The sequence below is a fragment of the Microbacterium sp. H1-D42 genome (genome assembly GCF_022637555.1).
GTDB lineage: Bacteria > Actinomycetota > Actinomycetes > Actinomycetales > Microbacteriaceae > Microbacterium.
Map to the genome: position 1 here is coordinate 208092 of NZ_CP093342.1, position 13303 is coordinate 221394.

Here is a 13303-nt window from a genome sequence, read left to right on the forward strand (position 1 = left end):
CGTTCGTAGACTAGGGGGATGGTCAAAACGGTCGCAGACGGCAGACGCGCGCGGGGTGATGCCTCGCGGCGGGCTGTGCTGACCTTCGCGACCGACCTCGCCTCAGTGGAGGGCCTCGACGGGCTGAGCATCGGCAGGCTCGCTGAGGCCTCTGGACACAGCAAGAGCAGCATTGCCGGTCTCTTCCAGAACAAGGAGGGGCTGCAGCTGGCGACCGTCGCCGCCGGGCGGGACGTGTTCACGCAGGTCGTCGTCGAGCGGGCGCGTGAGCGCGAGCGCGGGCTGGCGAGGCTCGACGCGTTGATGCGCCACCTGATCGAGTACTCGCGCACCCGCGTCTTCGCCGGAGGCTGCTTCTTCGCCGCGGTCAGCGCTGACGTCGATTCCAAGCCAGGGCCGGTGCGCGACGCCGTGCGCGAGGCCATGGCGCAGTGGTACGACTACATCGCGGTGCAGGTGCGGCACGCGGTCGACGCCGGTGAGCTCGACCTCGACGCGGACGGCATCGAGCAGGTTGCCTTCACATTGCCGGCGCTCTACGAGCACGCCAACGCCCGCTCACTGCTGGACGGCAGCGATCGTCCCTACGAACTCGCGACCCGCGGCATGCGCGACGTGCTCATGGCCGCGGGCGCCGACGCATCGGCGCTGGGCATGCTGCGCGGCTGAGCCCGAATCCGGGAACGGAGACTGCTCAGACCGCGCGGCGCTCGGGCACCGGCAGCAGCAGAAGCAGCCCGATCAGCAGCACCAGAACGATGCCGAGGATGCCGAAGGTCGTCGACTGGGTCGTCACGATCAGGAGCGTCCAGGCGCCGGAGGCCATCCAGCTCGCCGCGCGACCGGTCGTCGCGTAGAGGCCGAAGATCTCGCCCTGGCGACCGGCGGGCGTGAGCCGAGCCAGGAACGAACGCGACGCGGCCTGCGCAGGTCCGACGAAGGCGCACAGGATCAGGCCGCCGATCCAGAACACCGTCGTCCCGGCATCCACCAGGAAGAACACCGCGAGCCCGGCGATCACCATCGCCGTCAGCGAGAGCACGATGATGCGCTTGGGTCCGAACCGGTCGTCATAGCGTCCGGCGATGATCGTCGAGACGCCGGCGATCAGGTTGGCGGCGATGCCGAAGATCACCAGCTGCATGAACTCGAATCCGAACACCACCGATGCGATCACGGCGCCGAACGCGAAGACGCCGCCGAGGCCGTCGCGGAAGACGGCGCTGGCGAGCAGGAACCAGAAGGTCGGCCGCGTCTCGTCGTTGCGGTACAGGCCGATGACGTCCTTGACGAGCAGCGGGTACGACGCGAAGAAGCCGACCTTGCGCTCGGGCTTGCCCAGCGACGGCTCGGGGACGTTGAGGAAGATCGGGATGCTGAAGATGATCGCCCACACCGCGCATCCGACCGCGATCAGTCGGAACGGCAGCCCGTTGTCGGTCGACATGCCGAACCAGTCCGCGGTGTCGAGCACGACCACGATCACCAGCGCCACGATGCCGCCGATGTACCCGAAGCCCCAGCCGAGCCCGGAGATGCGGCCGATGTTCTTCGGGTTCGCGATGCCGATCAGCATGGCGTTCGAGTTCACTGCGGCGATCTCGCCGAACACCGCGCCGGCCGAGATCAGCGCGACACCGACCCAGAACATCGAGGGCACCGGCGTGACGAACCATAGACCGAACATGCACAGGATCAACGCACCGGTGCCGATGCCCAGCCACAGCTTCTGTCGCCCGGCCGCGTCGGCCTGCTGGCCGAGCACCGGGGCGATGAACAGGATCGCCAGCGCGGCGATCGTCGACCCGAGGCCCAATCCCGACGTGAGGTCGGCGATCGCGGCCACCTTTGCCGGATCCTTGTCGTCGAGCGCCGCCAGATCCGCCGGCAGGAAGGCGTCGGTCGTCAGATACAGGGCAGTGAAGATGAACGTGAGGATGACCGTGTTGAACGGCTGCGTGGCCCAGTCCCACAGCGCCCACGAATAGATCTGCTTCTTGGGCGCCGGGGTGTCGCCGCGCAGGTCGAGACCCATCACCGCCACGGCGTCGGTGTTCGCTGTCGCCTCGGGGCGAGGCACCGGCTGCTCATCACTCATGATCGAAGTCTGGCCGTCACGGGTGAACGCGCGGTGACGGCGCGCCGCTCAGGGTGGCGCGCCGCCCCGATCAGTGCGCCGTGGTGACCCCGACGGCGTCGTGCACGATCACCGCTGCGGCGCGTGCGCCGGCCCCGGCCGCGACGATCAGCTGTTGCGGACCGGGGGCGGCGGCATCGCCCGCCGCGTACAGACGTCGGATGCTGGTGCGCCCCGACCCGTCGGTGAGGAGGTGTCCGTCGCTGTCTGTCGTGGGGGAGCACCCGTGCAGGAACGACAGGTCGAGCGACCACTCCGGTCGCACGAACCCGCCAGCCACCGAGGTCGAGCGTCCGTCTTCGAGGTCGACCCGCTCGAGCCGCCCCTTGTCGCCGACCAGCCCGCTCACCAGCCCGCGCTCGACGGTCACGCCGTGAGTGGCGAGTTCGGCCTCGGCGACGGCGTCGATCACGTCGGCCCCGTGGGTGAACACAGTCAGTCGGTCACTCCAGCGGGCGATCAGCCTGGCCCGGTCGGCGAGGTCGGCACTCTGTCCGAACAGCCCGAGGTGCCGGCCCCGAAGCTCGAACCCGTCGCACGCCGCGCAGCTGAACAGCGTCATGCCGTAGAAGCCGAGCAGTCCGGGCACGGGTGGCAGCGTCTCACGCAGTCCGGTGGCCAGCAGCACGGCGTGGGCGCGCACCTGCTCGCCCGGCTCACGGCGCCCCACCGTGGCTGCGAATCCGTCGCCGTCCTCGCGCAGCGAGAACACCCGCTGCCTGGTGCGCACATCGACCGTCGGATAGGCGTGCAGCTCTTCTCGGGCCAGCTTGCGCAGCTCATGCGGAGGGATGCCATCGCGCGTGAGGAACCCGTGTGAGAAGACGGTGGCGGCGTTGCGGGGACGGTCAGCATCCACGACCAGCACCCGGGCCAGCGAGCGACCAAGGTTCAGGGCGGCCGAGAGCCCTGCGGGCCCGCCGCCGATCACCAGCACGTCATAGGGCTCGGTCACGAATTGACTCCGGCCGGCAGGTCGCGCACCAGTGGGTGGTCGAAGTCGTACGTGCCGACCTTCGCCGCGCCCCCAGGAGAGCCGATCTCGGTGAAGAAGTCGACATTGGCCCGGTAGTAGTCGGCCCACTCGTCGGGCAGGTCATCCTCGTAGTAGATGGCCTCCACTGGACAGACCGGCTCGCAGGCGCCGCAGTCGACGCACTCGTCGGGGTGGATGTACAGCGAGCGCTCACCTTCGTAGATGCAGTCCACCGGACACTCATCTATACAGGCGCGGTCCTTCACGTCGACACACGGCAGCGCGATCACATAGGTCATCGCACCAGAGCCCCGTCCGAGATCGCGACCTGCTCGTCGCGCGGCACGACCTTCACGCGCTCGCGCACATGCTGGTGCGTCTCGCCGAGACCGCGCTCGTGGGCATCCAATGCCAGCCAGCCATCCCATGTCGTGTACGAGTGCTCGGCGAGCAGCTCGGTCACATCGGTCTGCTCGGCGGGGGCGGACAGTCGCCCGGCAGCGTGGTCGGCGAGCAGGTTGGTGATCGTCTCGAGGGCATCCGACTTCGTGTGCCCGATCAGCCCCACCGGACCCCGCTTGATCCACCCGGTCGCGTAGAGCCCCGGCTCGACCCGACCGCCCTCGTTGGGCACCACTCCACGGCGCTCGTCGAACGGCGCATCCTGCACCGGCGGCCCGAAGTAGCCGACGGCCCGGTACACGGCCTGCACCCCGTACTCGCGGAACTCGCCGGTGCCGACCGGCCCGGTTCCGTCCGAGGCCGGGGCCGTGCGCTCGAACCGGATGCCCTCCACCTGCTCGTCCCCTCGGATCTCCACCGGCGCGTGCCAGAAGTGCAGATGCAGACGGCGCGCGGCGCCGGTGGACGGCCGGTCGCGCCAGGCGTTCAGAGTGCGCAGCATGACCTTGAGCTGGTTGGTGGATGCCGCGGTCGCATCGACCCCGTCGAAGTCCTCGTCGTACAGCACGATGTCGACGCCGGGCACCTCGCCGAGTTCGCGCAGCTCGATCGGGGTGAACTTGATGTCGGCCGGGCCGCGGCGGCCGAACACATGCACATCGGTGACGGCCGACGCCTCGAGCCCGGCGAGCACGTTGTCCGGCACCTCGGTGGTCCGCAGGTCCTCGGCTTGCTTGGCGAGCACGCGGGCGACGTCGAGCGCCACGTTGCCGTTGCCGATCACCGCGACCGATGCGGCATCGAGCGGCCAGGTGCGGGGCACGTCGGGGTGGCCATCGAACCACGACACGAAGTCGGCGGCGCCGTACGACCCCGGCAGCTCGACGCCGGGGATGTCGAGCCTGGCGTCGCGGATCGCGCCCGTCGCGAGTACCACGGCGTGGTACCGCGCGCGCAGCTCGTCGAGTGAGATGTCCCGCCCGATCTCGATGTTTCCGAGGAACCGGATCGTCCGCCGATCAGCATCCGGGTCGGCCGACGCACGGTCGAGCATCTCGTGCAGCGACCCCACGATGCCCTTGATGCGGGGGTGATCGGGTGCCACGCCGTACCGGATCAGCCCGTACGGCGCCGGCAGCGATTCGAACAGGTCGATCACGACGTGGTGCCCGCCGGCGGCCGCGTGCGTCGCGAGGATGTCGCCGGCGTAGATGCCGGCGGGACCTGCGCCGACGATCGCGACGCGGAGCGTGCCCTCAGTGAGCGGGATGGATGTGGCGGAGGTCATGAGCGAGCCTTTCGAGAGGAGACGAGGTCGGCGGCAGGATCCGCCGGAACGGTGACGATCGCGCCGGAGTCGACGGCCAGCCCGGCATCGAGCGCGTCGACCCAGCGGGTGAAGATCGATGATGCAGCCGAATCCTCCGCCGGCCGCGTCAGCGCCGCATCAGCATCCGGGCTCAGGCGCACGACGTCACCGACGACGATCACCGCTGGATTGCGCACGCGACGGGCCGCGGCCAGCGCGGCGATCGTGTCGAGGGTGCCGATCGTGACGCGCTGGCCCGGGCCGAAGCCGTCCTCGACGATCGCCACCGGGCATCCACGCCCGCGCTCGCCGCCGGCGAGCACACCAGCGGCGTGCGCGAGTGTGCCGACTCCCATCAGCAGCACGATCGTGTGATCGCTGCCGCCGGGCAGGGCGTCGAGCGGGTCGTGCGCGCTGACGACGGTGAACGCCACGGCCACCCCTCGGTGCGTGAGCGGGATGCCGGCGAGGGCCGGCACCGAGACGGCGCTGGTGACGCCGGAGACGACGGATGCTGTGATTCCGGCGGCCTCGGCGTGCAGCTGCTCCTCGCGACCGCGACCCAGCACGAACGGGTCGCCGCCCTTCAGGCGCACAACGTTCTTCCCCTCGCGCACGTGTCGCACCAGCAGGTCGTTGATCTCGGACTGCGGCACCGGGTGATGCCCTGGGTGCTTGCCGACATCGATCACGTCGGCGGTCAGCAGCACGCCCTCGGCGGTGAGCTGGTCGAGAACCGCGCGGGCGCCGAGCCGGTCGGCGACGATGACGTCGGCGTCCTGCAGGGCGCGCAGCCCCCGCAGGGTGAGCAGGCCGGCATCTCCCGGCCCCGCCCCGACGAGCGTGAGTGTTCCGGTCATGACGTGCCTTCCGTGAGGAGTCCGCGACGGCGCAGCATCCGCCGCTCCAGCGGCCCGAAGAAAACGAGTTCGATGAGGATGCCGATCGTGAGGATCAGGATGATGGTTGAGAGGACACCGGCGAGATCGGCGAGTTCACGAGACTGCTGCAGCATCGTGCCGAGGCCGAATCCGATCGAGCCGCCGATCGTGATGATCTCGGCCGCCATCAGCGAACGCCACGAGAAGGCCCACCCCTGCTTGATACCCGCGAGATAGCCGGGCAGAGCCGCGGGCAGCACGATGCGGGTCGCGGATTGCCAGCGGCTCGCGCCGAGCACCGTGCCGACCCGGCGCAGCTGCGGCGGCACCTGATCGATGCCGGCGAGCAGACCGTTGACGATCGAGGGAATCGCGCCCATCAGGATCACGAAGTAGACCGTGGCATCCGAGAGACCGAACCAGATGATCGCGGCGGGCACCCAGGCAACCGAGGGAAGCACCTGCAGACCGGAGATCAGGGGACCTGCCGCACGACGAAGGAAGCCCCATTCGGCGAGCAGCAGACCGATCGGCGTGCCGACGACGACGGCGATCGCGAAACCCAGCACGCCGCGTTCGAGGCTGGTCAGCACCGCCTCCTGCAGACGGCCGCTCGCCCAGCCCTCGCCGAATGCGCCGAGCACCTGCGTGGGACCAGGGATGATGTCGGGTCGCGGCTGCGCGATCAGCACGTACGCCTGCCACGCGGCGATGAGAACGATCAGCAGCACGATCGGAGGGAGCGCCTTCGAGAGGAACTCCTTGGCGCGGGGGGCCGCCACACGCTGCTCTGACTGCAGTCGGTCGAGACCCTGTTCGAGGTCGCGCAGGACGTCGGCCGGTGCCTCACGCGTCACGGTGAGTGTCGAATCACTGGGCATTGCGACGGATCTCCTTGCGCAGCTCGGCGGTGATCTCGGTCGCGAGCGCCGCGACTTCGGGCGACTCGATGCGCCGACCCTTCGTCGCCGCGATCCGCCATTCACCCGCGATGCGGCCGGGACGGCTGGACAGCAGGATGACCCGCTGCCCGAGCCGTGCTGCCTCGCGCACATTGTGCGTGACGAACACGATGGTGCGCCCTGTTGCCCGCCACACCCGTTCGAGCTCTTCGTGCAGGAGGTCGCGGGTGATGGCGTCGAGCGCCGCGAACGGCTCGTCCATCAGCAGCACAGCACGCTCCTGCGCGAGTGCTCGCGCGAGCGCCACGCGCTGGCGCATGCCACCGGAGAGCTCGTGCGGACGCCTCTCCGCGGCATCCGCGAGGTTCACCGTCGACAGCAGGCGCAGTGCTTCTTCGCGGCGCTCGGCGCGAGCGACACCACGCAGACGCAGGGCGAGCTCGACGTTGCCTCGAGCGCTCAACCACGGCATGAGCGCGGACTCCTGGAACATGACGGCCGCCCCGCCGTCTGGGGTCGTGATCTCGCCCGCGCTCGGGCGCTCCAGGCCCGCGATGAGGTTCAGCAGGGTGGACTTGCCGCAACCAGACGCACCGAGCAGGCAGACGAACTCACCGGGCGCGATGTCGAGAGAGACGTCGTCGAGCACGACAGGACCGGTGCCGTAGCGCTTGGAGACGTGCGAGATGCGAACCGAAGGATCGACGGGTGCTGCGGGCGCGGCAGGCAGCGCGATGCCGTCGAAGCTCGGGGCGATCGGGCGGGTCTGCGCAGGAGCATCCGATCGAATCGCGGTGTCGCCCCTGGTCATTTCTTCGCCCCCAAGCCCGCATCGTCGACCTCTTCCGCCCTCGACTCCGCGAGCAGACCGTTGAGTGCCCGCAGGTCGAACAGGCCCGCGATCGAGCCGTCCTTCTGCGTTCCGGCGGCGACGCCGTTCTCGACGAGGGCGGCGAAGGCGTCCGCGTGCGGGTCGGGAGAGAATGTCACGTTCTCAAGGGCCCGCGCGAGCACGTCGTCGTCGAGGGGCTTGCCGGTAGCGGCCTCCAGCGCGGCGTTGATCGCGCCTGGCACCTGGTCGGGGTTCTCATCGATCCATGCGAGCGCGGCCAGGTGCCCGGAAAGCAGGTCTTCGACGACATCCGGGTGCTGCGCCGCGAACTCCGCACGCACGAGCAGCACGGTCGTCGGGAATGCTCCATCCGGCCACAGCTCGCTCTCGTCGACGAGAACGTGCGCGCCGCCCTCGATCACGAGACGCGATACCCACGGCTCTGGCAGCCAGGCGCCATCGAGCGCGCCCTGCTGGAACAGCGTGAGCGTCTGCGCGTTCTCGGTCGGCGTGACCTGCACGTCCCCGCCGCCCGAGGTCGTCGTCTCGAAGCCCTCTTCCTTCAGCCAGCTGCGCAGTGCGACATCTTGAGTGTTCCCGAGCTGCGGGGTTGCGAGGGTGGTGCCGGCAAGGTCAGCGGGCGTGTCGATCCCGTCGCGGACGACGAGGGCCGCACCGCCGGAGGTCGCACCCGCGATCACCCTGGCGGAGGCGCCGCCTGACTGGATGAAGGTGTTGATCGACGGGTTCGGCCCGATGTAGGCCGCGTCGATCGCACCTGCCGACAGCGCCTCGACCACCGCAGGGCCTGCGTTGAAGACCTGCTCCTGCACGGTCACGTCACCCAGCGCCTCATCGAAGAGGCCCTCTTCGATGCCGATCAGCGCAGGGGCGTGCGTGACGTTCGCGAAGTAGCCGAGGCGCAGCTCGGACACCTCGCTCGGCGCGGCATCGGCGGAAGACGAGGCGCACCCCGCGAGCATCGCCATGGCCAGTCCGAGGGTGACAGCGGTCGTGGTGATGCGAGTGGGGGTGTTCATGTCGCCTCCTTCAGGCGGTCGGTGGTGCGAAAAGTCAGTCGAGGTCGACGACAGTGGCGGCGGCGAGGGTGGCGCCGTCGACGGGGTGGATGATCAGGAGGGAACCCGATTCGCGGTGCCGGGCGTATGGCTCCACCGGCAGATCGGCTGCGAACCGCAGGCGCACGCGGCCGATCTCGTTGGCCGCGAGTGCGTCGGCCTTCTCGTGCGAGAGGGTGTCGAGGTCGCGTCGTGACGTCACCTCGGCGACGAGGCCCTGCACGGTGGCGGTGCCGTGCTTCACGAGCACGCGGTCGCCGCCGCGCAGCGGACGAGAGTCGAGCTGGAACACCTCGACCTCGGCCTCGCGCAGCCCGGTGGGAAGCGTCCCGGACGCGGCGATCACAGCGCCACGCGCCGCATCCACCTCGTCGGCCAGGGTGAGGGCGACCGACTGTCCGGCGCGAGCCGCGGATGCCTCCACGCCGGCGATCCGGATGCCGGTGACCGTCGTCTCCCAGGCGCCGGGGTACACGGCGACCCGCTCGCCGACGCGCACCGTGCCCGAGGCGATGCGTCCAGCGAAACCGCGGTAGTCGCGCAGGCGCTCCGCCTCTGCGGGGTCCTGCGCGTACTCGGGGGAGAGTCCGCCCTGCGGGCGGATGACCGACTGCACCGGCAGGCGAAGCGCTTCGTCATCGCGCGCGCCGATGGCCGGCAGCGTCTCGAGCAGATCGAGCAGCGTCGGGCCGTCGTGCCACGGCGTCCGGGGCGAGAGCTCCACGATGTTGTCACCGTCCAGTGCCGAGACCGGCAGAACGTGCGGCGCCTCAAGGGCGAGCGAGGTGGCCACACGATGGACGTCGTCCTCGATGGCGCGGAAGGCGGTCTCGTCGAAGTCGATCAGGTCGATCTTGTTCACCGCGATGATCACGTGCGGCACGCGCAGCAACGACACCACCGCAAGATGGCGGCGGGTCTGCTCGGAGACACCGCGACGGGCGTCGACCAGCACGATGACGGCATCGGCCGTCGCCGCACCCGTGACCATGTTGCGGGTGTACTGCACGTGGCCGGGGCAGTCGGCGAGGATGAAGCTGCGGGTGTCGGTGGCCAGATACCGGTAGGCGACATCGATCGTGATGCCCTGCTCGCGCTCTGCGCGCAGGCCGTCTGTCAGCAGCGCGAAGTCGAACTCGCCGTGCGCGAAGCCGCGCTCCGCCGAGGTGCGGGCGATCTGCGCGAGCTGGTCGGCGAGAATGCCCTTCGTGTCGTGCAGGAGACGGCCGACGAGCGTGGACTTGCCGTCGTCGACAGAGCCCGCTGTGGCGAAGCGGAAGAGGGTGCTCTGCGGAGTGATCGTGCTCTGCGGTGTGATCGTGCTCATCAGAAGTAGCCAATCTTCTTGCGGTCTTCCATGGCGGCCTCGCTGATGCGGTCATCTGCACGCGTGGCGCCGCGTTCGGTCAGAGTGGACTGGGCGACTTCGCTGACGATCGCGGCGATGTCGGCAGCATCCGATTCCACAGCCCCTGTGCAGCTCGAATCGCCCACCGTGCGGTACCGGACGCTCCGTGAGACGATCGCTTCCCCCTCTCGAGGCTGGGAGTGCTCAGTCACGGCCCACCACATGCCGTCACGGCGGAACACGTCACGGTCGGCTGCGAAGTACAGCGGCGGCAGCGCGATGTTCTCGCGCTCGACGTAGCGCCAGATGTCGAGCTCCGTCCAGTTCGAGATCGGGAAGGCACGCACATGCTGGCCAGGCAGATGGCGGCCGTTGTACAGGCTCCACAGCTCTGGACGCTGATTGCGCGGGTCCCACTGCCCGAACTCATCACGCAGCGAGATGATGCGCTCTTTCGCGCGGGCCTTGTCTTCGTCGCGGCGGGCGCCGCCGAACACGGCATCGTGCCTGCCGGCGGCGATGGCGTCGCGCAAGGGCTGCGTCTGCAGGGTGTTGCGGGTGCCGTCTGCGCGCTCGGCGAGACGCCCGTCATCGATGAACGACTGCACGCTCGCGACCTCGAGGCGCAGGCCGAGCCGAGCAACCGTCTGGTCGCGGAACGCGATCACCTCGGGGAAGTTGTGCCCAGTGTCGACGTGCAGCACCGGGAAGGGGATGCGTCCGGGGGAGAAGGCCCTCGCCGCCAGGTGCAGCACGACCACCGAGTCCTTGCCGCCCGAGAACAGCAGCACGGGTCGCTCGAACTCGGCGACGACCTCGCGGATGATGTGGATCGCCTCGGCCTCGAGCAGGTCGAGAGTGGTGAGCGCTTCCTCGTGAGTCAGCGCCTTCTCGTCCGTCAGCGAAGGTGCGGAGGTCAGAGTGGTCATTCGTGGAGCCCGCATTCTGTCTTGGCGGTGCCGGCCCAGCGGCCGGATCGGGGGTCTTCTCCCGGAGCGACCGGGCGTGTGCAGGGGGCGCAGCCGATCGAGGGGTAGCCGCTCTCGATGAGCGGGTTCACCACCACGTCATGCTTGGCGGCGTAGGCGGTCAGGTCGTCGAAGCTCCACGCCGCGACCGGGTTCACCTTCACCAGGCCGTTGCGCTCGTCCCAGGTCACGAGTGGCGTGCCGATGCGCGTGGGCGCCTCATCGCGGCGCACGCCGGTGAACCACACCTCGTAGTCGCCGAGAGCCCGCTGCAGCGGAGCCACCTTGCGGCGCGCGCAGCACAGCGCAGGGTCGCGGTCGAACAGGTTCGCACCGTAAGTGGCGTCCTGCTCGCGCACGGTCTGCTCGGGCTTCACATCGACGATGCGCACATCCAGCGTGCGGGCGACCTCGTCGCGGGTGAACGTCGTCTCGAGGAAGTGGTACCCGGTGTCGAGGAACAGCACGTCCACCCCTGGGATCTGCGCTGCCACCAGGTGCGGCAGCGCAGCATCCGCCATCGAGCACGCCACCGCCGCCTGACGCAGGCCGAAGTTCGCGGCCACCCACGCCACCACCTCGGCAGGGCCTGCCTCATCGGGCTGCCCGCTGCGCAGCTCACGCGCTCCGCGCTCGGCGAGGGTCCGCAACTCGTCGGCGTCGCGCAGGTTGATCGTCGAAAGGGTCATCCGAGCGCCTCCTCATCGGCGCGGTGCGCCCAGTGCGCGAAGGTCTCGTCAGCGTCGCGATCGTCGAGGTAGCGGCGCAGCACGCGCTCCGCATAGTCCGCGATCCCGTCGGCGGGCACCTTCAGCCCGCGCACGGTGCGGCCGAGCCCCGCCTCGGGGTTTCCGTCGGTGGCGAGGCCGCCGCCGAGATGCACCTGATAGCCGGGCACCTTGTTGCCGTCGTCGTCGGTGATCAGCTGACCCTTCAGGCCGATGTCGGCGGTCTGGATGCGCGCGCACGAGTTCGGGCATCCGTTCACGTGCAGCGAGATCGGGCGGCCGATCTCGGGCTCGAGGTGCCCAAGGCGCTGCTCGAGCTGCTCGATCGCCTGCGCCGCATTGACCTTCGTCTCGACGATCGCGAGCTTGCAGAACTCGATTCCGGTGCAGGCGATCGTGCCGCGGCGGAACAGGCTCGGCCGCGATGGCAGGCCCAGCTCGTCGAGGCCGGCGACGACGGCATCCACCCGCTCCTTCTCGATATCCAGCACGAGCACCTTCTGGAACGCGGTCGTGCGGATGCGCTGCGAGCCGTTCGCCTCGGCGAGGTCGGCGAGCTTCGTCAGCGTCGTGCCGGACAGGCGCCCGACCGTGGTCGCGGCGCCGATGAAGTACCGGCCGTCCTTCTGGCGGTGCACGCCGACGTGGTCGGGCGAGCCCACCGGCGCCGGCGGCGGCGGGCCGTCGGGCAGCGGTGCGTCGAGGTACTCGGTCTCGAGCACCTCGCGCAGCTTCTCGGGGCCCCAGTCGGCGAGCAGGAACTTCATGCGGGCCTTGTTGCGCAGCCGGCGGTAGCCGTAGTCGCGGAACAGCGCGGTCACCCCTCGCCACACCTCGGCGACCCGCTCAGGCGGCACGAAGGCGCCGAGGCGCTCGCCGAGGCGCGGCACCGCAGCCAGGGCGCCGCCGACCCACAGGTCGTAGCCGATGCCGAGGGTCGGATGCTCGAGGGCGACGAACGAGCAGTCGTTGATCTCGTGCACGACGTCCTGACTCGGATGCCCGGTGATCGCAGTCTTGTACTTGCGCGGCAGATTCGAGAACTGCGGGTCGCCGATGTGCTCGTCGATGATCTCGCGCAGCTGCGGCGTCGGGTCGATCAACTCGTCGACGGCGATGCCGGCGACAGGGGACGCCAGGAACGTGCGAGGCACGTCGCCGCATGCCTCGGTGGTGTCGAGGCCGACCTCGGCCAGGCGCCGCCAGATCTCGGGCACGTCCTCGATGCGCACCCAGTGCAGCTGCACGTTCTGCCGGTCGGTGATGTCGGCGATGTCGCGGCCGAACTCGGTGGCCAGTCCGCCGATCACCCGCAGTTGTGCGGTGGTCAGCTGCCCGCCGTCGAGGCGCAGCCGCATCATGAAGAACTCGTCCTCGAGCTCGTGCGGCTCGAGCTGCGCGGTGCGCCCGCCGTCGATGCCCGGCTTGCGCTGCGTGTACAGCCCCCACCAGCGGAAACGTCCACGCAGGTCGGTCGGGTCGATCGAGGCGAAGCCGTTCTTCGAGTAGATCGTCTCGATCCGGTGACGCACGTTGAGCCCGTCGTCAGCCGCCTTGATCTCTTCGTTCTCGTTGAGCGGCGCCGTGCCGTCGACCGCCCACTGCCCGTGCGGCTTGGTCGGCACACGGGACGTGCGGGTGCGGGCGCCGCGCACCGGGGCTGCGGATTCGGAAGTCATGCGGGCAAACGTAAAACGCGCACCCCGTGCCGGTCACGGCATTTCTTCGTGTGACGAAACGC

General features: G+C 69.6%; 13 protein-coding genes. 1 reads left to right on the plus strand and 12 read right to left on the minus strand.

Annotation, left to right across the window (positions count from 1 at the left end):
- Positions 1 to 18 precede the first annotated feature (18 nt).
- The gene (locus tag MNR00_RS01005; RefSeq protein WP_241927310.1) at positions 19 to 669 is read left to right on the plus strand and encodes a TetR family transcriptional regulator; all 651 of its coding nucleotides are present in this window, start codon (positions 19 to 21) and stop codon (positions 667 to 669) included.
- Positions 670 to 694: 25 nt separating this feature from the next.
- On the opposite strand, the gene MNR00_RS01010 is transcribed toward MNR00_RS01005, so the two are convergent.
- The 12 genes from MNR00_RS01010 to MNR00_RS01065 form a co-directional block, all read right to left on the minus strand.
- Positions 695 to 2098 (minus strand): MFS transporter, encoded by a 1404-nt coding sequence (locus tag MNR00_RS01010; protein ID WP_241927311.1) that lies wholly within the window; start codon positions 2096 to 2098, stop codon positions 695 to 697.
- Positions 2099 to 2168: 70 nt separating this feature from the next.
- Positions 2169 to 3092 (minus strand): NAD(P)/FAD-dependent oxidoreductase, encoded by a 924-nt coding sequence (locus MNR00_RS01015; protein WP_241927312.1) that lies wholly within the window; start codon positions 3090 to 3092, stop codon positions 2169 to 2171.
- Positions 3089 to 3412 carry a ferredoxin gene (gene fdxA / locus MNR00_RS01020; RefSeq protein WP_241927313.1) on the minus strand — a complete coding sequence of 108 codons (324 nt, stop codon included), beginning with the start codon at positions 3410 to 3412 and terminating at the stop codon, positions 3089 to 3091. Before fdxA ends, MNR00_RS01015 begins: the two co-directional genes overlap by 4 nt.
- Positions 3409 to 4803 (minus strand): FAD-dependent oxidoreductase, encoded by a 1395-nt coding sequence (locus tag MNR00_RS01025; RefSeq protein ID WP_241927314.1) that lies wholly within the window; start codon positions 4801 to 4803, stop codon positions 3409 to 3411. Before MNR00_RS01025 ends, fdxA begins: the two co-directional genes overlap by 4 nt.
- On the minus strand, positions 4800 to 5684 hold the full coding sequence (gene cobA / locus MNR00_RS01030; RefSeq protein ID WP_241927315.1) for a uroporphyrinogen-III C-methyltransferase: 885 nt from the start codon (positions 5682 to 5684) through the stop codon (positions 4800 to 4802). Before cobA ends, MNR00_RS01025 begins: the two co-directional genes overlap by 4 nt.
- Positions 5681 to 6586: an ABC transporter permease gene (locus tag MNR00_RS01035; RefSeq protein WP_241927316.1), complete on the minus strand. Its 906-nt coding sequence runs from the start codon at positions 6584 to 6586 to the stop codon at positions 5681 to 5683. The genes cobA and MNR00_RS01035 overlap by 4 nt, the downstream gene beginning before the upstream one ends.
- The gene (locus MNR00_RS01040) at positions 6576 to 7418 is read right to left on the minus strand and encodes an ABC transporter ATP-binding protein (protein ID WP_241927317.1); all 843 of its coding nucleotides are present in this window, start codon (positions 7416 to 7418) and stop codon (positions 6576 to 6578) included. The genes MNR00_RS01035 and MNR00_RS01040 overlap by 11 nt, the downstream gene beginning before the upstream one ends.
- Complete coding sequence (locus MNR00_RS01045; RefSeq protein WP_241927318.1) at positions 7415 to 8479, minus strand: ABC transporter substrate-binding protein; 1065 nt, start codon at positions 8477 to 8479, stop codon at positions 7415 to 7417. The genes MNR00_RS01040 and MNR00_RS01045 overlap by 4 nt, the downstream gene beginning before the upstream one ends.
- A gap of 34 nt (positions 8480 to 8513) precedes the next feature.
- Positions 8514 to 9845 (minus strand): GTP-binding protein, encoded by a 1332-nt coding sequence (locus tag MNR00_RS01050; RefSeq protein ID WP_241927319.1) that lies wholly within the window; start codon positions 9843 to 9845, stop codon positions 8514 to 8516.
- Positions 9845 to 10795 (minus strand): sulfate adenylyltransferase subunit CysD, encoded by a 951-nt coding sequence (gene cysD, locus MNR00_RS01055; protein ID WP_241927320.1) that lies wholly within the window; start codon positions 10793 to 10795, stop codon positions 9845 to 9847. The genes MNR00_RS01050 and cysD overlap by 1 nt, the downstream gene beginning before the upstream one ends.
- Positions 10792 to 11523, minus strand: coding sequence for a phosphoadenylyl-sulfate reductase (locus MNR00_RS01060; RefSeq protein WP_241927321.1), 732 nt, complete (start codon positions 11521 to 11523; stop codon positions 10792 to 10794). Before MNR00_RS01060 ends, cysD begins: the two co-directional genes overlap by 4 nt.
- A complete protein-coding gene (locus tag MNR00_RS01065; RefSeq protein ID WP_241927322.1) occupies positions 11520 to 13241 on the minus strand; it encodes a nitrite/sulfite reductase in 1722 nt (573 codons plus the stop codon). The genes MNR00_RS01060 and MNR00_RS01065 overlap by 4 nt, the downstream gene beginning before the upstream one ends.
- Between the last annotated feature and the right edge of the window lie 62 nt (positions 13242 to 13303).

Bases quoted from the DNA above. Each gene is read 5' to 3' on its own strand.
- MNR00_RS01005 (WP_241927310.1), top strand. From the start codon at position 19: ATGGTCAAAACGGTCGCAGACGGCAGACGCGCGCGGGGTGATGCCTCG.
- MNR00_RS01010 (WP_241927311.1), bottom strand. From the start codon at position 2,098: ATGAGTGATGAGCAGCCGGTGCCTCGCCCCGAGGCGACAGCGAACACC.
- fdxA (WP_241927313.1), bottom strand. From the start codon at position 3,412: ATGACCTATGTGATCGCGCTGCCGTGTGTCGACGTGAAGGACCGCGCC.
- MNR00_RS01025 (WP_241927314.1), bottom strand. From the start codon at position 4,803: ATGACCTCCGCCACATCCATCCCGCTCACTGAGGGCACGCTCCGCGTC.
- cobA (WP_241927315.1), bottom strand. From the start codon at position 5,684: ATGACCGGAACACTCACGCTCGTCGGGGCGGGGCCGGGAGATGCCGGC.
- MNR00_RS01035 (WP_241927316.1), bottom strand. From the start codon at position 6,586: ATGCCCAGTGATTCGACACTCACCGTGACGCGTGAGGCACCGGCCGAC.
- MNR00_RS01040 (WP_241927317.1), bottom strand. From the start codon at position 7,418: ATGACCAGGGGCGACACCGCGATTCGATCGGATGCTCCTGCGCAGACC.
- MNR00_RS01045 (WP_241927318.1), bottom strand. From the start codon at position 8,479: ATGAACACCCCCACTCGCATCACCACGACCGCTGTCACCCTCGGACTG.
- MNR00_RS01050 (WP_241927319.1), bottom strand. From the start codon at position 9,845: ATGAGCACGATCACACCGCAGAGCACGATCACTCCGCAGAGCACCCTC.
- cysD (WP_241927320.1), bottom strand. From the start codon at position 10,795: ATGACCACTCTGACCTCCGCACCTTCGCTGACGGACGAGAAGGCGCTG.
- MNR00_RS01060 (WP_241927321.1), bottom strand. From the start codon at position 11,523: ATGACCCTTTCGACGATCAACCTGCGCGACGCCGACGAGTTGCGGACC.
- MNR00_RS01065 (WP_241927322.1), bottom strand. From the start codon at position 13,241: ATGACTTCCGAATCCGCAGCCCCGGTGCGCGGCGCCCGCACCCGCACG.